This window comes from Desulfosediminicola flagellatus (assembly GCF_005116655.2).
Taxonomy (GTDB): Bacteria; Desulfobacterota; Desulfobulbia; order Desulfobulbales; family Desulfocapsaceae; genus Desulfopila; species Desulfopila flagellata.
Window position 1 is genome coordinate 639,498 of sequence record NZ_CP050698.1, and the last position, 19,118, is coordinate 658,615.

The window sequence follows — 19,118 nt, forward strand, 5'->3', positions numbered from 1 at the left end:
CGTGCTCGAATCAGACGAGCTCAACCCAAAATAACAGAGGACTCACCAATGGTACGACGTGCCATTATCTTAAGACCCGGTATGGCTGAGAGTTCATAATCTGCCCTGATCTGCAGGGAATTTTCGTCCTGTCGGTTGAAATCAGGAGCCTGCACTGAATTGTTTGTCATGAGGCTATTGTCATCACCACCACCCCAGCCAAATCCATAACTGCGTTCTCCTGACACAGTTTGAAACCCTACTGATAATTTAAGAGTATTTCTACCATATCAAACGCGAAATTGTCGTTCAGCGTATACCCCGCGTTCAGATACACCTGTTGCGAATAAAAAGATACGTTGAACGAATGTTCAAAATGAGGTGTACGAAGTTGTCTGTTAATAGTGTTTTGAATGACTATTCAAGATAATGTCGTATAGTATCTCTATATTTAAAACCTAAAGAGCAAAAACGAGGAAAATCTATGTCACGAGCTCAGTTTGATAGAGACGAGATTATTGATAAATCAATTGAACTATTTTGGAAAAATGGCTACAGCGCATCGTCGATGAAGCAAGTTGTAAAAACCACGGGCCTTAAACCAGGATCACTCTATCTGGCATTCGGTAATAAAGAAGCCTTGTTCCGTGAAGCCCTGGAAAGTTATGCCCAACAATCCATAGCACGCATTCGTAGCATACTTGATAACGCTCCAAGTGTCGGGGAAGGCATTTGTGCGATTCTGGAAAAAAATATTGAAGATTCGACCAGTGAAAACTACTCTAGTTGTTTCCTTGTTAAAACCCAACTCGAACTCGCTGCTGAAGGGGGGGAGCTCCATGAATTTGCATCTGCAAAGTTGACTGAGATTGAAGCGCTGTATCAAAGCTATCTAGAAAAAGAATTTGACACGGAATTGAGTAACCAACGTGCAGTCAGCCTTATGCTGCATATCTTTGGTATGAGAGTTTATGGTTATCATCACGGTGCAGCGGAACGAATGCGTCATGGACTGCGAGAAGGGTTGCCCTGGCTACCCTGGAAATACAATGATTAATGTGCAGTTGATTGTAGAAGTCTGTAATGATAAAGACCAGAATTTGGAGTCAGACTCCTGTTCTGTCTCCATCAATTGAGAATACGTTATTGGCCCTGCCGTGATTGGGAAATACTTTTACCATATGAACCCTAGGTTTTAAGAATAATCATATCGTTGATGTACGCATAAAAATTTATCCATTTGACAAATAGATCTTTTGGGATAATGATTATTAATAAACACCAGATACTGAAAGGCCGTTGTAATGAATTCATCTCATAATTCACCAGAAAAGCGTCTGAAAGAGATGCTTGAAAAGTTAAAAGAAAGTGATTGCAGAATTACACCGCAACGTTATGCGGTGTTAAATGTTCTTGCTAATAGCTTTGAACATCCATCAGCAGAAAGTATACATTTGGAACTCATCGAGAATTATCCTACAATGAGTTTGGCAACGGTGTACAAAACAATCAATCTTCTTAAGCGAGCAGGAGAAATTCTTGAGCTGGAATTCAGTGATCTGAGTAATCGATACGATGGGAAAAAGCCATATCCGCATCCCCACGTGATCTGTTCTCAGTGTGGAAAAATAGTTGATCCTTCTCATTTAAACCTTGAAGAAATCACCAATAAAATGATGGAGGAAACAGGTTTCAAGATTTTAACACATCGTCTTGACTTTTATGGCCTTTGCTCGGATTGCCAGTAGCAGATTTTTTTTGCGCAAAAGCGGATAATGATTATCTATAGAGAGATGGTGTTGCAACTTGGCTATTTTACAAAATAATCACAATCACCAAATTGAGAGGGTTTGTTTGGGGTGTGTTAGTTGTTAGATTTTATATGCGCGTCTTCATTGTTGTTGAATAAGTATCGAATGTTGGAATGTTCTGGGGTGCTTTGTGGCATCTGTACTATTTGTAATGCATCTCATAGCATAACATTTGCGCCAACCTGGGAGAGTGTCGGATTAAGCAGTAATTTTTCGACAATAACGCGGGTTGATGAAAAAGGGTTCAGTCCGACAGTCTCCTAACGGGGAAATACCTACAACGAAAGGAGGTACATGATGAGCAGTGAGAGTAAGTGTCCTGTAACTGGCAAAACACGTAAACAAAGAGCAGGTGGTACAAGGAACCGTGACTGGTGGCCTAACCAGTTAAAGCTTGAAATTCTGCGCCAGCATTCGAGCAAATCTAATCCAATGGACAACGATTTTAACTATGCTGAAGAATTTAAAAGTCTTGATCTCAATGCTGTAAAGAAGGATCTTCGTACCTTGATGACAGATTCGCAGGACTGGTGGCCAGCCGATTGGGGGCATTACGGTGGTTTTTTTATCCGTATGGCCTGGCATAGTGCCGGTACCTATCGGTCAGCAGATGGTCGTGGTGGCGGAGGTACAGGTAATCAGCGTTTTGCTCCCATCAATAGTTGGCCCGATAACGTAAACCTCGACAAAGCTCGTCGACTCCTGTGGCCGATCAAACAGAAGTATGGCAGAAAGATTTCCTGGGCAGATCTGCTCATTCTCACGGGTAATGTTGCTCTTGAATCCATGGGATTTAAGACCTTTGGTTTTGGCGGTGGCCGTGAAGACATCTGGGAGCCGGAAAAAGATGTCTATTGGGGATCTGAAGATACCTGGTTAGGTGATGAACGGTATACAGGCGACCGGGAACTTGAAAGTACACTTGCCGCAGTTCAAATGGGCCTGATCTATGTAAACCCTGAGGGGCCGAACGGAAACCCGGATCCTGTTGCTTCCGGTATTGATGTCCGGGATACTTTTGGTCGTATGGGCATGAACGACGAAGAGACTGTGGCGCTCGTTGCAGGCGGTCACACCTTCGGTAAATGTCATGGCGCGGGAGACGCAGCAAACGTTGGACCCGAACCTGAAGCTGCGCCTATTGAGGAGCAAGGGCTCGGTTGGAAGAGTAGCTTCGGTTGTGGAAACGCTGGTGATACTATCAGTAGTGGCATTGAGGGAGCCTGGAAGCCCAATCCTACAACATGGGATATGGGTTATTTGAAAGTACTTTTCAAATATGAGTGGGAACTGGTCAAGAGCCCGGCTGGTGCTAATCAGTGGTTGGCTAAAGACGTGGATGATGAGGATATGGTGGTTGATGCTCATGACCCATCAAAGAAGCACAGGCCGATGATGACCACGGCGGACCTATCACTTCGCTTCGACCCAATTTATGAACCAATTGCGAGACGCTATTTGGCAAACCCCGAGGAATTTGCGGATGCGTTCGCCCGGGCCTGGTTCAAGTTGACGCATCGTGACATGGGCCCTTGCGCACGTTATCTCGGACCGGAAGTTCCTGCCGAAGAGCTTATCTGGCAAGATCCAATCCCAGCTGTTGATCATGAATTGATCAATGAGAGTGACATTAAGGCATTAAAAGAGAAAGTTTTGGCCTCTGGCCTCTCTGTATCAGAATTGATTTCCACAGCTTGGGCTTCGGCATCCACATTTCGCGGGTCTGACATGCGCGGTGGTGCGAACGGTGCTCGAATCCGTCTTGCGCCGCAAAAGGATTGGCAGGTTAATCAGCAGAATCAATTGCCCAAAGTGATTGAGACTCTCGAAGGTATTCAAAAAGCGTTTGGCAAGAAAGTCTCAATGGCCGACCTGATTGTATTGGCAGGCTGTGCAGGTGTTGAAAAAGCCGCAAAGAGCAGTGGGCATGAGGTTACGGTGCCATTTGCGCCAGGACGTATGGACGCTTCACAGGAACAGACCGATGTTAAGTCTTTTGCTGTTCTTGAACCTGAAGCTGACGGTTTTCGCAACTACATGAAAGCCAAATACACAGTCTCGGCTGAAGATATGCTGGTGGATCGGGCACAATTATTAACACTGACTGCTCCGGAGATGACTGTTCTCGTGGGTGGCATGCGAGTTTTAAACGCCAACTTCGGCCAGACGAAACATGGTGTTTTCACGGATAATCCTGAAACACTGACAAATGATTTTTTTGTGAATCTGCTTGATATGAACACTGCCTGGAAACCGACCTCTGCAGATGCCGATATTTTTGAAGGGAGCAATCGAAAAACAGGTGAACTCAAGTGGACCGCCACCCGTGTCGACCTGATCTTTGGGTCAAACTCTGAGCTTCGCGCATTGTCAGAATTTTATGGATGTGCGGACTCTAAAGAAAAATTCGTCAATGATTTTGTTGCTGCATGGAATAAGGTTATGAATTTGGATCGTTTTGACCTCAAATGATCAGAAACTACTCTGCTTCCAGATTCAACGGGCGTTTTTAATAGTGCTGGAATCAATACGTGATGTATGAGAGCCGTATTTAGAAAACCAAACCTTTCGAACCGATGTCGAGTGTCACAATATGCATATGTGCTCTGTAGTTCGAACATGTATCGAGAGCTTCGATTTGCTCATATGAAAGGTTTGGTTGAATTTGATTGCTTGAAGGTCTTACTCAATCTGAGGCAACCTAGCCCACAACATTGTGGGCTAGGTTGCTTCACGATTCACTGCTTATCTTGATATGCCCCTGCTGAGTAGGTCAACTCATAACTATGGGAGTAAATCTCGATAAGATTTCCGAAAGGGTCTTCGCAATACACCATCCGATAGGGTTTTTCCCCAGGGTAATATTCCCGTACCGGCATTCTCTGCTTACCACCATTTGCTACAATTTTAGCTGCAAGACCTTCAACATCAGGATCTTGAACACAGAAATGGAAGACACCGGTTTTCCAATATTCAAAATTGTTTTCTCGCTGCTCTGAATTTTTGAACTCAAAAATTTCAACTCCGATTTTGTCACCAGTTGACATGTGTGCAATTTTAAAGCTGCCCCAACCTTCACCGAAAACGTCGTTACACATGACACCAATTGCAGAATCGTCAGCTACGATTTCTGTCGGCGGCATGATTACGTACCAACCAAGTACCTCTGTGTAAAATTTAACTGCTTTTTCGAGGTCGGTTACAGATAAACCTATATGTGAAAATGTTCTAGGATATGTCATTTTACTGCTCCTTGGAATTATATTGTTGTTTACGTTATCCCGGGTACAGTGACACTATAGTGTTTGGCGCTGCCATAACAAGAAGGCACATTTTTGTTCGACACGAACCAATTGGTTCGCCTTGTCTGGATTGGCGAGATCTACGTTAATATTTTTTTTGAGGGTGAAACGATATACTATGATCAAGTGGAATGAAAAGAACTACCACTGTCCTGTTGAAGTTTCTATGGATCTACTGAGTGGAAAATGGAAGTGCCTGATGCTTTGGCATCTGAATGAAGGGACAAAACGCTATAAAGAGCTTGAAAGAATAGTGCCTGGAGTTAGTCAAAAAATGCTGACACAGCAGTTAAAAGAATTAGAAAAGGACGGGTTGATATTACGAACAGTATATGCCGAAGTTCCTCCACGAGTTGAATATAGTTTGACTGAACTTGGCCAAAGCGCCTTTCCTATTTTAGAGATGATGCACTCCTGGGCTGTTAAACAATTGGGACTGAGTGATCCCGATGCATAGGCCCAAAGGGGAAACACATAAAGAATGCAATTTGCCTCAGATTCGGTAGTGTTCAAACTGCTTTGCCATTTTCCACTACACGTTGTTCCTGCAACGTGAGTTAACGTGTATGCGTCTTCTTTTTCCCCATTTCCTGAAGACTTCTACGGTTTGATTTTTCAGCATACATTAAAAGCAGCATTGTTTTGTCATGTATCAATGTGGTGTTTTCGATACCGTCCGAAACTTGAACTGCAGGTGATTATTGTGAGAGGCTCTGAATTTCAGGCAAGCAGGATGAGACCAGCCACCCAACTCATATTGTCACTTTCTGATAGAGTCGATTTATTTGCAATTTCTGCTGACCATCCAGAAGCTTTCATCAAAAGAGAGACATCGATACCAAAGCCTGACATAGAAGGGCGGGCAACAGTAATGTGACGGCAGGGTTTGTCTTCTTTTAGAACAGCGCAGCTGATATGATCGGCACAAAACAGATTTTTGCATGATCCTCCAGCAAAGCCTTTTGATTGAGTAAATCCGGTCTCAATGGCTTTCTGTTCTACAGCCGATACTACCTGATGAAGCAGTTGCATCACTTCATTTCGGTCGCTTGAAAACATTACTGACGTCGGTATTTCTATTTTCACGGTTATGGAATATTGACTGTTGGCCTGCCACTTTTTGAATTCAGCAGGACCTCCCACATAGGGAGGACATCCTGCTGCAAGACCATAATTTGGACACCGATACTCTCCGTTGCATAGCGCTGCCAGTGCCTCTTTAACTTCGATCTTATCAGAGGAGATAATAGCAGAAGATGTCGCACCACGTTCAATAGCTTCCCAGGTAAGGTGTACAAGGTGCTCCTCAGTTACTGCAGGTGTATTCTCAGGCATGGCTTCACTGTAGGTATATGTGTATGTATTATCTTACTTTGAGAGAGTAATGATGAGCTTGTCATCAGCCACTTCTACCAAATAACAATGGATCGGGTGAGGAGCAGGGCCCAAAAGAGTTTTCCCGTCAGAATCGAATGTTGAAGTATTGATACTGCAACACTGCACTGTATTTGTCCCGGGCACAGGGTCCAAACGACGATGCCCGAGGTGTGTACACTGGTTACGATATGCGCGATACGTTCTGTCTTCACCAAAAACAACGAGAACCCGTGTCGGGAGATTTTTCCCTTCTAATCGAATTGCACCTCCAGGCATCTGCAATTCTGGTACATTTTTAAGCTCGATAGCAATTTTCCCATTGTTATATTCCCAGCACTCTGGTTGAGCGGGTTTTTCTGTTTGCGGTATTCCGAGTAAGCGTTGGAAAAAATTTCTTTGTATAAATTTGATACTCATCTGATCAGATCTCTATGATAACTATTTTACAGGCAATGATCTCTGGTGCTTTATAAACCTTTACCCATCTGGTCTTGTTCGGAGTCTGCACTATGCTCCTTCACTCAATCTTTGCAGTGCGATAAAATGCAGAACAATCGTTACGGCATGTAATGATCTACAGAGCACGTGTAACTGCTACGCCTGTAGTGGTTTTGAGTGATCGAATGCAAATTGTAGTTTCAGACCGACAACAAAGAAGATCAATCAAACCCGTGCCATGTGGTAATGCTTTTTATTGGTACACGGGTCGTTTTAAGTCGGTTTGCCGGGAAGTCCCAGTTGGGATATCCAAGAGCAATAGCAATGATGATCTGTTTACTTTCAGGGATGTTACAGAGTTCTCGTAATATTTCAGGATACATAACGCCTTGATTTTGGATACACGTTCCAAGACCATACTGTAACGCCGCTAAACAGATAGTCTGAGTGACCGAGCCTATATCAAAGATCGGTGTTCCTTTTGCAAGCATTCGATCAACGGAGATTATAATTGCCGCGGGAGCATGAAAATACTGTAACCCTCTTTCCATCCATTCCGACCGTTTATCTGAATCTTCTTTATTTATCTCCATGAGTCGAAAGATTTCTCTGCCAAGATCAACCTGACGCTGACGATAGACACTTTCTTTAGGCCAACCAGCTACAGCATGTTCAGCATGTGGTTTTTCACCGGATTGTAACTTTTCAACGGTGGCTGCCCTGACTGAGTCTAAAATGTCTTTTGCAATGACTGTAAATTCCCATGGTTGAGTATTCATTGCTGATGGTGCACGACATGAAATCTCGAGTATCTCCTGAATGATGGACTGTGGAACTGCATCGTTTTTGAAATCTCTTATGCTTTTTCTTGTTTGTATCGCTTCGATAACATCCATAACAACCTCCACTGTAAAGTGCTTAAGCAGTTGGAACTAATACTTTTATACGTGACGCTAGGAGCCTGTCGGGTTATAGCATTTTCGAAAAATCAAGCACAGCCATATAGTTGATATTGAGAGGATTGATTTATTGAAAATAACGCCGAGCTGCCTTCATTCCGGCTAAAACTTAAATGTTCTCAAGATATTCACGACATTTAGCTGATACTGATTCGTTCATTGAGAGTACCTTTAAGGCAAGTTCGATCGGTAAAGATCCGGTGCCGCAGGCAGGTGCAATCAGTGTTTGTTCCATGAGTTGCTTTTCAGTAAATCCAAAACTTGTCAGCGTTTTCAATTGTTCTCGGAATTTGGCATAGAGACCTTCGGCTGTTTCTTTAGCTACAATGTCTGGGTCACCTGTAGGAACTATTCCCCAGGCTAAAATGCCGCCACGCTGAATAAAATGAATAAGCTGATCTTTAAACAAAATGAAATTATCAAAAAACGAGTATGCATCAAAGCTGATGATATCTGTAGCAGACTCAAGTGCCGGGCCCCAATCTCCATTGGCACAAATATGAAGGCCTGCCAACGCACCACCGTGTTGAATAGATCCAACAACCTCACCAACAGATTCAATAACCATTTCTCGTGAAATACCGGTAAACGCGCTGGAGCCGAAACTTACGAGGGCCGGTTCATCAATAAATACTATCGGTGGAGTGTTACCTGTAAATCTCTGTAATTCAATAGCCTGCCAGCGCCCTTTGAGGGCAAGAAGTTTTACCAGCATATCTCGAAGATTATCGTCGTAAATAATGCTGTTTCCCTGCATGTCCTTTGCACCGATTCCTGTTGTAATCGGTCCTGTTACCTGGCCCTTAACTGTTTGCGACTGGTGACCGGTTGACTCAAGCAGTTCCGTGAAGGCATGAAATCCTGCGGCAGTATCATCTTTTAGTGCAAATCGTGAATTGCGCAGAATCGTGTTGTCGGCTTCTGCTGCAAGGTAGTCTGTATAGAATTCGGTCATTTCTTCGGCAAAGTCAACTCGTGATGTGTCGATAACGAATCGTTTGCCTTCGTCTACCAGGCCGGGAAAACCTGAGAGAAACTGTCTCACCATGCCTTCTTTGCTATGTTTTGGTAATTGCGGCCAGAGCGGAATTGAGGGTGCGTATTGAAGTATTAGACCGGCAGCCTCTGAGTGGCTGGTAATTGGAAGACTGCCTATCAGAACAGGAAGACAACGTGGAAGAAACATGATGATCTTACCTCCTTCAAACTGCTGATGTTGATTACATTTCTGTGTGGGTAAAACGCATTACGAATAGGTATACACTGGAGAGAATGGTTAATGCTTGATATTTTATCTCAGAATCCCGTCTGTTAAACGTCATTTTTGTCTGAAAAGAGTACGTTGTTGAAAGGAGTTAGTTGCCAAAATCCACTCCAGTCGCTGGCTAGCCGGTTGGCATCATGGAATTTCCGGGCAGAGACGTTGCAACTATTAATGATGTTCGACGTTTGCAGTATAGCGTACATCAACTCAATAAGGTAATATACATTTTGGATACGATTATGGTAAATGCCTGATATTTACTCAGTAATGCAGTGTATATCATTCAAGGAGACGAATCATGACCGCTAATTTCCTGGAACTTTTTTTACTGGCTTTTGTGGTAATCGCAATCGGCTATTCTGGGCTGGCAAGCTGTACTACGTTATTGTATCGTCGCAAGTCCTGGGGGCAGTTACGACCGAATGAACTCAAGGTTAAACAGGGTTCTGCTTCAATAGAAAACAGGTTGGATCTTTTTATGCGTACCTTCTTTACCTGTGTTTTTACCTATCAGATATATCTGCTCGCACTGGTTTTGGGTGGCCTCGCCTATCTGGCACTTACCTATATTGTTCGCTGAATCAGGCGAATACAGTATAGGCTCCTTCGGCTAACGTACTTATATCCCTGAGCGAATCCGTTGCCATAAATACTCTTTTAACTGGTTGGCCAGGTCCTCGCCATCTATGTCTTCTGCGATAGTGTATGATCCTGCTGATTTTGCGTGCATCAACACCTTGAAATGGACAATCTGTTTACTGCCCTGACCAGTGCTTCCTGTGCGTTTAATTGTGAGGCCTGTTATGTCATTGTGATTCAGGCTCTTCATGTAAATTGGTAGAAAGAGAAGTCGTCGTTGTATTCGGATTATTCCTTTGCCAATGGTCACCTTAAGGTTGTTGAGTGGCAGATATATAGCTCCGGTAGTTCCAACGAGGGCAACAAGTGCAAAGGGGATGGAAAAGGTCCCGGAAAGGATTTTGGTGAGTGTACTTGTTCCGAAAATTGTTATGATCTGAAACGTTGCAAAGCCGAATCCACCACCAAAAATGATAGCGAAAGCAGTAAGCATTTTATTTCGGAACATAGGAAAATAGAGTTCAAGCATCCTTCCTGTTTTCTTTACCCGTATAACTCTCGAAAGTTTCGTATTATCAAAATCACCCCGGCTGATAGCCATAGCGCTTTTGGTCGCTTCATCTTTACGACGCTGTTCGACTTGTCTACTTATATCATGGTGTACAAAACGGGATTCTTCGGCTGTTGCAAATACCGGAATGATGTAATTTCGTTTGAAATCAGTTCCTGGAATATTACCTGTGACCGTAATTCGCCATAAATAGTAATTTGTCTTCTTTTCAACATCCGACTCCGGCAGGGTATCCGGTATGTCGAATCTAAATGAAAGGCGTGTACCTCCGGATATACTTTTTAATTCAGGTGTACCTGATTGGCCCCATTTGATATCCTCGTGTCTGCGACGGCTGTCACCGCTACCAGACATGTGGCTGTAGATACAATTCAGTTCTATCGTAAACATGCTGCTGTCGGTAAATCTCTGTTTAATATCAAGAGACCCTCCAACATGCCCCCCGATTGAACCCGGATATGGATCAAGCGATAGCGTAACAATACCGAATCGACGATATTCAAGACTTGTGTTGATTGCCTTGTAGAGAAAGATTATTCCAATAAGAGGGAAGGCCAGTGCAAGCAGAATAAGGTGGTTGCCTTTATGCAATTCATCTTGAATCGCAAACATTAAAGGCCAACTGACAATATTGGTGACTAGCGCAATACCCCACATAAGTTTGATGCGTGATTTTGCCTCAGAGGTAATGTGTGAATCAGCCCATTCTGGTTTGTTTTTCCAGGATTGATTGCTTACGTTGTTTGACTCGCCTGATTGGCCCGCTGCATCATCTGTAGTTTTCCGCAGATATTCACTGAAGCTTTCATTCTTTTCCCCATCAACATGTTGATTCAACCATGTTTTGCGCAGTTGTTTGAGCTGTGCTCTTGGAATTGAAGATTTGGTTCGGGCTTTAAGGCTGAACCAACTTACCGTTAAGCCTATCACAATGAATATTGAACAGAAAATGGACATCAGGGAAAATAAGCCCCAGCGCATCTCTTTATCTATTATAGCTTCTGCAGGGTTATCCGGGTTTATCCAGATAGGTATTGGAGCATTTGAGGCCAGGCTGCGATTGAGTTTCTGTTTAAGTTTTTGCTGATAGCTTCCTATCGAATCATTAAAATCTGCAACATAGACTCGTGAGCCTGAATAGATAAACCCATGGTGGTCGTATCGATATAGTGCGGTTGTGTTGGATTGTGATCCCCCGACTTTTAACAGTTCTGCCTCAGCGGGTTGCCACTGTCGCATTTCCTGCCAGTTCAGGTAGGTGGGGATAGATGTCTGCCAAATAAAGAATGTACCAGCACCGGCAAAAACGAGACCAAAGAGGAAACCGAAAAGTTTACTGATAAAACCGGCCATTGTACACCTGTAGATGGAGCCCCGGTATGAATTGCGAAATACAATACCGGGACAATATTTAAACGTGGAATAGGTCGTGTTACGAGAGTACTGAGGATATCCAGGTAGAAATATCGGATATCTGCTGTGGGCAGACATTATGTTCCATCGGGTAGGTTTTGTAGCGTACTTCATAGCCTTTATCGCCAAGAAACTTCATGGCCTTTTGGCCAAGGTGTTCAGGCACCACCGGGTCGAAGGTGCCGTGATGGATTTCTACGGGGATATTTTTGTTGGTGTCGTTCAGGTTGATGGAGTTGCTGGTGGCAAAGTATGTAGACATTGCCAGTAAGCCAGCAAGCTTGACTGAAGAACTGAGCGCGGTCTGGTAGGCTACAGCGCCTCCCTGAGAGAAACCGGCAAGAATAATCCGCTCGCTGGGGATGCCTTTATTGATCTGATCTTTTATGAACATTGCAATTGAATCTGCAGATTTGAGAAGCTGTCCTGAGTCTACTTTTCTGTCAATTTTCATCTCAAGGATGTCGTACCAGGCAGGCATCACATATCCATTGTTTACCGTTACAGGAATACTTGGAGCATGCGGAAAAATAAATCTAATACCCAGTTTTTTAGGTAAATTGAGCTGTGGTACTATGGGGGCAAAATCGTTACCATCTGCACCAAGCCCGTGGAGCCATATGACTGATGCGTTGGGATTGGGGGTAGTTTCGTGTTCTACGGCAGGAAGCAGGACCATATATATTTCTCGTTTGTGTAAGTATTTATACTATTAGATTATGACTTTAAACGTTTATGTGTTTTTGCGCACATATGTATAAAATCTTTACTAGAGGTGAAAACTCGATAATTTGGCAACAGTGAAAAATGTGTTACTTAGCCAGTCAGTATGTCTTGAGCCTGTTGTTTATGGCTTTAAGATCAAACTGGGCAGGGTCGTAATCTCCTGAAAGATTATATGACCCCAATATTTGACCAATATCCGCATTCTCGCGTTCCAATTGTTGCAATACATCCTGATATTCATGGATGTCATCAAAACTCTGAGGTGGGAATGCACGATCTGCAGCAATAAGTTGAGGCGTCGGGATTGTTTTAGCATCCTTGATTTTATCTTCCAGAGTAATCTCACACTCCCAGCCACTGCCACCGTCATAAATGTAGGAGAAGATAAAGCCCATGCCTTCTTCAAGTTCATGGAGCTGAAAATCTGTTTCGCAATGGTTGTTTTCATTGCATAGTGGCGGTGGATTGTAGAAAATTTTACCAACGAGAAATCGATGTGTGGCATCATCATCCCAGCCAAAACAGATCTGAATGATTCGATGAAGATCTGAGAGCGTGGCAGTGCCAGGAACTTTGATGGTTCGCCAGATTGATGGAGAAGAAAAACTCAATTCAAGACGAAGCTGGTATCCGGGAATAAGGACCTCTTTTTTGTCGTCTTTGTTGGTAGTATCTTCAGTGTTTTTGAAATCATGATGTATGAGCGTCACAATTATCCTCCCTTATTGGTAGAGTGGATTAATATTTTCTTTCAGATCAGAAGATACTGTCATAGTAGCAGTCGCGCTTAAGTGTCTATTATTACATGCCTCATCTAAGATTTGCGCTGCCTGCCGTTACGATAGATCATGCCTGATGAGAAATACAGGATATCCATAAAATAACGATACTAACTACACATGTAATCATTACATGCTTTCATTAAATGGTTGATCCTGAAAAAAAATCTGTGATGATATGTTTTCGGGCGACCTCAAAACTGTATTTATCCATTGCTGGTTACCTGGCTGCTGAAGGAATGATAGCCTTTCAGGCATCATTCTTATCGAGCCAGGCAATAATCATTTCTTCAATAAACAAAGACTTATCAAGTTTTTTACCCTCTTTCCTTCGTTTGATCTGCTCTCCGGCATAAGCCATAGTCAGCCTCTCTGCAGTATCTTCACTTAACAGAAGGGTCTGGCGCACACTGTTACCTGAGCGCGGGCTTGGTCGGCCTCCTTTATTGGATGCAGAACCTTGAGGATGCTGTGCAGCTGCTCCGGGAGTTGTTTCAGCTGCACGTTTTACTGCCGAACTAATATCCGGTACGATTTTCTTTTTCGTTTTTGGAAGCGCCATCAGGTTACTCCTGTATGTACGAAATGACTTCTTTGGCTATCGATTCTATATCCTTAACAGCATTATTAGCCTGTTTGGCGAGGCGAGTGTTAGAGCGAACACTGGTTGCATATTCTTCGAGCATCATTCCTTCGCGGTTAAAGTTTTCGAAGGTTGTTCGTGTCGGTAGTGCATTTTTCAGACAACCGACCTGATCAGGCATGATAGAGCTGAAATAGCTGTTAACTTTCTCTTTGTTGGTTTGAGGATGGATGAAGGTAGGGATAATAGCGAACTGGGCGTGATTTATTTGTAAACCTTCCTGGATGACAGGCCATAAATTCCGACCAAAACTTGCTTCATCATTTGTTGACGTCCGCATAGGTATGAGAACAAGGTCTGAGAGGTTGAGTGCAAGTTTAGTTGCAAAACCACCAATAGATTCACCTGGTACATCGAGAATTACGGCTTCATGTTCAGCAATAATCTTTTCAAGTTTAGCGGTAATGTTATCAATATCCATACCTGCAAGCTGGAAATATGAAAGATTTTTCATTTTTCGTTTGTTGGCAATTCGTTCGCCAATCCAGTCTGCAAGAGATCCCTGGGTATCAAGCTCAACAAGTGCAACCTGGCCGAATGTTTTTTTGAACGCTTTAGAACATGCAACGCTAAGAGAAAGGGTTGTTTTGCCTGTTCCGCCTTTAGTCTGTACGAATGAAAAAATAGACATCAGAAAAGTAATTATGTTGAAATTTTAGGTATATGCTTATGCGCGTTTATGTGTTTTTGCGAATGGTGGTAAATACGCATAAACACAACAACGTATAAACGTTGGGGCGCATAAACGTATTGGGGTATCGGTGTTCATATTCGGGCGATTATATGTGTATCCGATGGTTTGTGCAAGATGGAAAGTAGGAGTAGGGAGGATATGGAAAAGTCCCGCGCAATGAGAGTGTGATGAGCGCAGGACTTTGTTTTTAGATCAGTGTCGAGAATGGCCACAGGAAGCAGTGTCCTGTCATGCATCAGATATCTAATTCTGCTCGCCCTTTCGTGACTCCTTCAGTTACATAGCACTGCTATGCTCCATCAGTTATGCCTTGCAGGAAGAGAAAAAGCCTCACATTATTGCGACAATTGACACATGACATGACACTAATACAGGTTGCCAATGATATGGCTGTGCTTGATTTTTCGAAAATGCTTTGATCTGTGAAAAAATGCTATAACCCGACAGACTCCTAAAAATTGAAAACTTTAGATTCAGCTGCCATATCTATTAAATGAGGACCGCCATCAAGTGCCATATTTGTATGAAACATGGCTTCATCAAGTTTTCTGTTGTTTGCGCACGGGGTGCAGATTCCAACGCGTACATCATTTTCGATAAGGTACGGCAGGTAGTCATTCACGCAGTCACCAGTAACAGTTTTTTTACTTCCATCGCGATCTTTAACTGCCCAATCCACTCCGCTATCAATAAAAAATAGATTTACATGGTGTCCCTTAGTGTGGGCAATTTTAGCAAATTGAAAACATCTGGTTGCTTTTTCAAAGTTATTATCTCTCAACACAAACAAAAAACTTGCCATGAGTATCCTCCTGGTTCTGGTTGAAATGAATAGTAATGATTATAGATAATTCTGAACTATAGATAGTTCTCATCGGAAAACGGTGCTTTTCATCTAGCTCTTCGTTGCTCTCAAAATTTTATCCTCGCGGGTAAGTGAAGACTCCGATATCAACACTGTGACTATGGTAAAATTTATCGCGCGCCTCAAGTTGGATGACAATCCTTCGTTTCGAGATGAAAACCAGAAAAAACAGCAACACCTATAACGTGTACAGCAGCAGCTAAATCGATAATTTGACTCTCTGACTATAAAGAAAAGAACAAATAAATTCTATAATAAAATCCACAAAAACAGGTAGATACGACTTTGTGATATCGAATTGAAGGGGCGGGTTATGATGAGAGACTCAGAGCCTCCCTATAAAGGTTGGGTTGTATTGGTAATTTTACAATGTGAATGGTAAAGGTTACGTTCTGGTTTGAAAACCAGAGCAGGTGCGTTGAATGGCTATAGCAGGTTAGCTTAACATATACGATTGGTCGGGGTGGTATGAGCAATAAAATAAAAGCAACAACAGGCAAGAAACGAACTAAAGGTTCAATGCAGGATAAGTACTGGCGACAGGTTATGGTGCTTGCGGAGGGTAAGCAGTGGGCTGAATTGACAGAACTCGTTACCAAACAACCATGGTTGGCAACAGCTTCAATAGGTCGTTCTATTCTTCCCGATTATCTTGCGGGCGAAAAAGATTACAGTTTATTGAGACTGCTCTGTAATGCTGAAGATGTGCCGATTCAGCTAATGAGAGATCTTATAGCACGAGGAGCCAAAGATGCACAGGGTCGGGCATATCTTGAGCGCTTGCTGGTCGGTGCTGAGATTGGTGATGAACCGGAAGAGCCAGGTGATGTGGACGAAGATATCTCCCCTGTCGTTGCAGCAGCTGTGCTTGCAACCTGTAATGATCCTGCAGAGGTTATTGGCAGAATGCAGCAGGTACTCGAGCAGGGACTTCAGGATGAAAGTGAAGGCAGGCGTAAACTTGCGGAAAAATGCATTGGTCGTTCCCAGGTGTTTTATGATCTGCTGATGCTGCTTGAAGAAAACGATGCACTGGACAAACTGAAAGCATGTCTGGCAAATGAGTTGATTGTTGACTCGGTAGCATCCGGAAAATTGGATAGTTTACAAGCGATAGAGAATATGCTTTCAGGAAACTAATGAGTTTGGAACAGGAATTGAAATGAGCAAGCAGTTAGCAAAGCCAGTGGCAGTCTGTTCTGACTGTATTACCTATTCGTTTGATGTGAACGATATCGATAAACCATGCGTTGTGAAGCGCGGTGATTATCAATGCCAGGGTACCTATGTTGATGTAACGGATCCGATTAACTGGAAAGAATGTACTGCTTGCAGCGGTACTGCCGTTGCATTTGACGGAGCGAGTTGTCTGGCATGTCAGGAAAGCGGTTGGTTGTTGACGAGAAGACGTTAATTTTTAGTGCTGGAGTGTGGCGATCGCATGAAAAGGTATTGTTTAGCGGTTTTACTTGTTCTTGTATTGGTTAGTAGTGCTGTTGCTGCGGAGACTGATATCACGTTTGATCAATGGCTGAAGGATTTTCATTCTTTTGCACTCAAAAGGGGAATTACTGAAAATACCTGGAACCTTGCGTTTGGAAATGTTGTTGAACCAGACACCACTGTTCTGAAACGGGCAGCATATCAGCCTGAGTTCGTGCAGGAAGTGTGGTCGTACCTGGACACCAGAGTTAATCAGTTGTCAATTCGTCGTGGTCTTGAAATGGCCGAACACCATATGGCAACTTTGGCGCTGCTTGAGAGATCGATGGAGGTTGATCGTTCAATATTACTGGCGATCTGGTCTATGGAGACCAATTATGGCTCTGTTTTAAAGAAACGTGAGAGGCTTCACTATGTGCCTCTGGCTCTGGCAACACTTGCATGGGGTGATAGCAAGCGGAGCAAATTCGCGCGCCAGCAGCTCATCGCAGCACTGGAAATTCTCCAGGCCGGAGATATCACTGCTGATGATATGCTGGGTTCCTGGGCTGGTGCCATGGGTCATACCCAATTCATCCCTACAAGTTATCTTTCCTATGGCCTCGATATGGATGGCAATGGGAAACGCGATATCTGGAACTCAATTCCTGACGCGCTTGCAACAGCTGCAAACCTGCTGGTGAAAAACGGCTGGAGGCCAGGTAAGACCTGGGGATATGAAGTTGTTCTGCCTAAAGGTATAGGAGAATATGCAGAGCAGACCAAAACACTTGCAGAGTGGGAACAGCTCGGGCTAAAAAGACCAGGCCAAAAAGCGTTTCCAAGACCTGAAGAGAAGGCAATATTAAAAGTGCTGGCGGGAGAGAATGGTCCTGGATTTTTGATGCTGAAAAACTTTTTTGTGATCAAGCGCTATAATAATTCTGATAAGTATGCTCTGGCGGTAGGGTTGCTCGCAGACAAGATCGCTGGTTGGGATGGCATGGTTCAATCCTGGCCACGCCCGGTAGACTCACTTACAGCAGATGAAAAAATAGAGATGCAGCAACTGCTTAAAGCAAAAGGGTTCTACGACGGAGAGGTCGATGGTTTTCTGGGCAAAGGTTCTCGGGAGGCAATTCGGGAGTTTGAAAAACAGTCAGGACTTACTGTGAACGGGATGCCCACCAGAACCATACTTGATGCACTTAATAAGTAGTTTGTAGCGTTTCGATCTTTCTGATCGTGGTGTAAGTGAATCAATGTGAGGCTATAGGCGCGAGGAGCAAACAATAATTGAAAATACGTACGCCAAACACCTTGTTTTTCCTGGTTAATTTTGGGCACTAATTACATTGAACGTAACTATTCAGTCGAGACCTCATATGTGCCCTTGTCTGTAGGCCGTAACTGTTTAGCAGTGCTCCAGATGGCCTCAAGCGGGACGATTGGCAGTAGTATGCCTATGCGAAGCGTCCGGGATCGGGGGTAGGTGGGGTGCTGCTGAATAATTACCATTGAGCAATAAAAAACCCCTTTCAGGCCGCTGATAAACTTCGACCTGAAAGGGGTTTGTGTTTGTAGGCTGATGGGATAGTATGCCGTATTAACCTTGAACTGGAACGATGATGATTTCAACTCTTCTGTTCATTGCATCATTGGAAGAGATTGGAGAGGTTTCGCCATAACCGATGGTTTCAATCCGCATCGGATCAACGCCACGTTGAACAAGAGCATTTTTCACGGAATCTGCACGGTCCTGAGACAGCTTGAGGTTGTAATCTGCTGACCCCCTGGAGTCGGTATGACCAGCCACCTGAATTCTGGTGTGCGGGTACTTATTAAGTACATTAGAAACTCTTGAAATTTCTGTATATGCTCCCGGCTTCAGTGTAGATTGGTTGAAATCAAAAAATGCTTCGCCTTTAAACGTAGCTGTTAGAACATCCTGTTCCCTTCGGATACTGGCTGCTTCTGAGGCACCAATTGCGCGACGGAGTTCCTGCTCCTGCAGGTCCATGTAGCGGCCCATCTGGTTTCCTGTAATTCCACCTACTGCTGCACCAATTCCTGCGCCAAGTACTGTCGCTTCAGTATTACCGCCAATGGCCTGACCAAGTATGGCGCCAAGTCCTGCACCTACGCCAGCACCAATAGCTGTTCCCTGTTGTTGGTTTGTCTGGCCGGCACAACCGGCGAGACTGATACTGAGAGCTATAACAACAACCTTCACTGCGTTTGATAAATACCTGTTCATGCTGACTTCTCCTGTAATTCTGTTAATAACTCATCTATA

General features: G+C 43.7%; 21 protein-coding genes. 8 read left to right on the forward strand and 13 right to left on the reverse strand.

What is annotated here, in order from left to right; all coding sequences use genetic code 11:
• Nucleotides 1-20: 20 nt before the first annotated feature.
• On the reverse strand, nt 21-227 hold the full coding sequence (locus tag FCL46_RS02710) for an OprD family outer membrane porin (RefSeq protein WP_136810170.1): 207 nt from the start codon (nt 225-227) through the stop codon (nt 21-23).
• A 236-nt stretch (nt 228-463) separates the two neighbouring features.
• On the opposite strand from FCL46_RS02710, the gene FCL46_RS02715 reads away from it, so the two are divergent.
• The 3 genes from FCL46_RS02715 (at nt 464) to katG (ending at nt 4,262) form a co-directional block, all read left to right on the forward strand.
• The gene (locus tag FCL46_RS02715) at nt 464-1,036 is read left to right on the forward strand and encodes a TetR/AcrR family transcriptional regulator (RefSeq protein WP_136810171.1); all 573 of its coding nucleotides are present in this window, start codon (nt 464-466) and stop codon (nt 1,034-1,036) included.
• A gap of 247 nt (nt 1,037-1,283) precedes the next feature.
• On the forward strand, nt 1,284-1,727 hold the full coding sequence (locus tag FCL46_RS02720; RefSeq protein ID WP_136810172.1) for a Fur family transcriptional regulator: 444 nt from the start codon (nt 1,284-1,286) through the stop codon (nt 1,725-1,727).
• A 360-nt stretch (nt 1,728-2,087) separates the two neighbouring features.
• A complete protein-coding gene (katG, locus tag FCL46_RS02725) occupies nt 2,088-4,262 on the forward strand; it encodes a catalase/peroxidase HPI (protein ID WP_136810282.1) in 2,175 nt (724 codons plus the stop codon).
• Nucleotides 4,263-4,528: 266 nt separating this feature from the next.
• Here the strand turns inward: katG and FCL46_RS02730 are convergent, their stop codons facing one another.
• Complete coding sequence (locus FCL46_RS02730; protein WP_136810173.1) at nt 4,529-5,032, reverse strand: lactoylglutathione lyase family protein; 504 nt, start codon at nt 5,030-5,032, stop codon at nt 4,529-4,531.
• Between the two features lie 178 nt (nt 5,033-5,210).
• Here FCL46_RS02730 and FCL46_RS02735 point away from each other — a divergent pair, with 178 nt between their 5' ends.
• Nucleotides 5,211-5,549, forward strand: a complete 339-nt coding sequence (locus tag FCL46_RS02735) for a winged helix-turn-helix transcriptional regulator (protein ID WP_136810174.1) — start codon at nt 5,211-5,213, stop codon at nt 5,547-5,549.
• 263 nt (nt 5,550-5,812) lie between these two features.
• On the opposite strand, the gene FCL46_RS02740 is transcribed toward FCL46_RS02735, so the two are convergent.
• The 4 genes from FCL46_RS02740 to FCL46_RS02755 form a co-directional block, all read right to left on the reverse strand.
• A complete protein-coding gene (locus FCL46_RS02740) occupies nt 5,813-6,427 on the reverse strand; it encodes a DUF2284 domain-containing protein (RefSeq protein ID WP_136810175.1) in 615 nt (204 codons plus the stop codon).
• Nucleotides 6,428-6,460: 33 nt separating this feature from the next.
• Complete coding sequence (locus FCL46_RS02745; protein ID WP_136810176.1) at nt 6,461-6,886, reverse strand: QcrA and Rieske domain-containing protein; 426 nt, start codon at nt 6,884-6,886, stop codon at nt 6,461-6,463.
• A 242-nt stretch (nt 6,887-7,128) separates the two neighbouring features.
• On the reverse strand, nt 7,129-7,803 hold the full coding sequence (locus tag FCL46_RS02750; RefSeq protein ID WP_136810177.1) for a nitroreductase: 675 nt from the start codon (nt 7,801-7,803) through the stop codon (nt 7,129-7,131).
• Nucleotides 7,804-7,975: 172 nt separating this feature from the next.
• Nucleotides 7,976-9,052: a uroporphyrinogen decarboxylase/cobalamine-independent methonine synthase family protein gene (locus FCL46_RS02755; protein ID WP_136810178.1), complete on the reverse strand. Its 1,077-nt coding sequence runs from the start codon at nt 9,050-9,052 to the stop codon at nt 7,976-7,978.
• Between the two features lie 376 nt (nt 9,053-9,428).
• Here FCL46_RS02755 and FCL46_RS02760 point away from each other — a divergent pair, with 376 nt between their 5' ends.
• The gene (locus FCL46_RS02760; protein WP_136810179.1) at nt 9,429-9,710 is read left to right on the forward strand and encodes a hypothetical protein; all 282 of its coding nucleotides are present in this window, start codon (nt 9,429-9,431) and stop codon (nt 9,708-9,710) included.
• Nucleotides 9,711-9,749: 39 nt separating this feature from the next.
• Here the strand turns inward: FCL46_RS02760 and FCL46_RS02765 are convergent, their stop codons facing one another.
• The 6 genes from FCL46_RS02765 to FCL46_RS02790 all read right to left on the reverse strand — a co-directional run bounded on the left by FCL46_RS02765 (nt 9,750) and on the right by FCL46_RS02790 (nt 15,337).
• Nucleotides 9,750-11,633 carry a DUF3592 domain-containing protein gene (locus FCL46_RS02765; RefSeq protein WP_167506058.1) on the reverse strand — a complete coding sequence of 628 codons (1,884 nt, stop codon included), beginning with the start codon at nt 11,631-11,633 and terminating at the stop codon, nt 9,750-9,752.
• A 79-nt stretch (nt 11,634-11,712) separates the two neighbouring features.
• Nucleotides 11,713-12,372: an alpha/beta hydrolase gene (locus tag FCL46_RS02770; RefSeq protein WP_136810181.1), complete on the reverse strand. Its 660-nt coding sequence runs from the start codon at nt 12,370-12,372 to the stop codon at nt 11,713-11,715.
• Between the two features lie 145 nt (nt 12,373-12,517).
• A complete protein-coding gene (locus tag FCL46_RS02775) occupies nt 12,518-13,129 on the reverse strand; it encodes a plasmid pRiA4b ORF-3 family protein (protein WP_167506059.1) in 612 nt (203 codons plus the stop codon).
• 319 nt (nt 13,130-13,448) lie between these two features.
• A complete protein-coding gene (locus FCL46_RS02780; RefSeq protein WP_136810183.1) occupies nt 13,449-13,760 on the reverse strand; it encodes a hypothetical protein in 312 nt (103 codons plus the stop codon).
• Between the two features lie 4 nt (nt 13,761-13,764).
• Nucleotides 13,765-14,472: a ParA family protein gene (locus FCL46_RS02785; RefSeq protein ID WP_136810184.1), complete on the reverse strand. Its 708-nt coding sequence runs from the start codon at nt 14,470-14,472 to the stop codon at nt 13,765-13,767.
• Between the two features lie 514 nt (nt 14,473-14,986).
• Nucleotides 14,987-15,337 carry a DsrE family protein gene (locus FCL46_RS02790; protein WP_136810185.1) on the reverse strand — a complete coding sequence of 117 codons (351 nt, stop codon included), beginning with the start codon at nt 15,335-15,337 and terminating at the stop codon, nt 14,987-14,989.
• Nucleotides 15,338-15,868: 531 nt separating this feature from the next.
• Between FCL46_RS02790 and FCL46_RS02795 the strand changes: the two genes are divergently transcribed.
• Genes FCL46_RS02795 through FCL46_RS02805 form a run of 3 tightly spaced genes read left to right on the forward strand, consistent with a single transcriptional unit; the run spans nt 15,869 to nt 18,041 of the window.
• Complete coding sequence (locus FCL46_RS02795; protein ID WP_136810186.1) at nt 15,869-16,540, forward strand: hypothetical protein; 672 nt, start codon at nt 15,869-15,871, stop codon at nt 16,538-16,540.
• A gap of 22 nt (nt 16,541-16,562) precedes the next feature.
• The gene (locus FCL46_RS02800) at nt 16,563-16,814 is read left to right on the forward strand and encodes a hypothetical protein (RefSeq protein ID WP_136810187.1); all 252 of its coding nucleotides are present in this window, start codon (nt 16,563-16,565) and stop codon (nt 16,812-16,814) included.
• 27 nt (nt 16,815-16,841) lie between these two features.
• Nucleotides 16,842-18,041: a lytic murein transglycosylase gene (locus tag FCL46_RS02805; protein WP_136810188.1), complete on the forward strand. Its 1,200-nt coding sequence runs from the start codon at nt 16,842-16,844 to the stop codon at nt 18,039-18,041.
• Nucleotides 18,042-18,428: 387 nt separating this feature from the next.
• Here FCL46_RS02805 and FCL46_RS02810 read toward each other — a convergent pair whose 3' ends face one another.
• Entirely contained in the window at nt 18,429-19,079 is a 651-nt protein-coding gene (locus FCL46_RS02810) for a YiaD family glycine zipper/OmpA-like lipoprotein (RefSeq protein ID WP_136810189.1), read from the reverse strand.
• Nucleotides 19,080-19,118 lie beyond the last annotated feature (39 nt).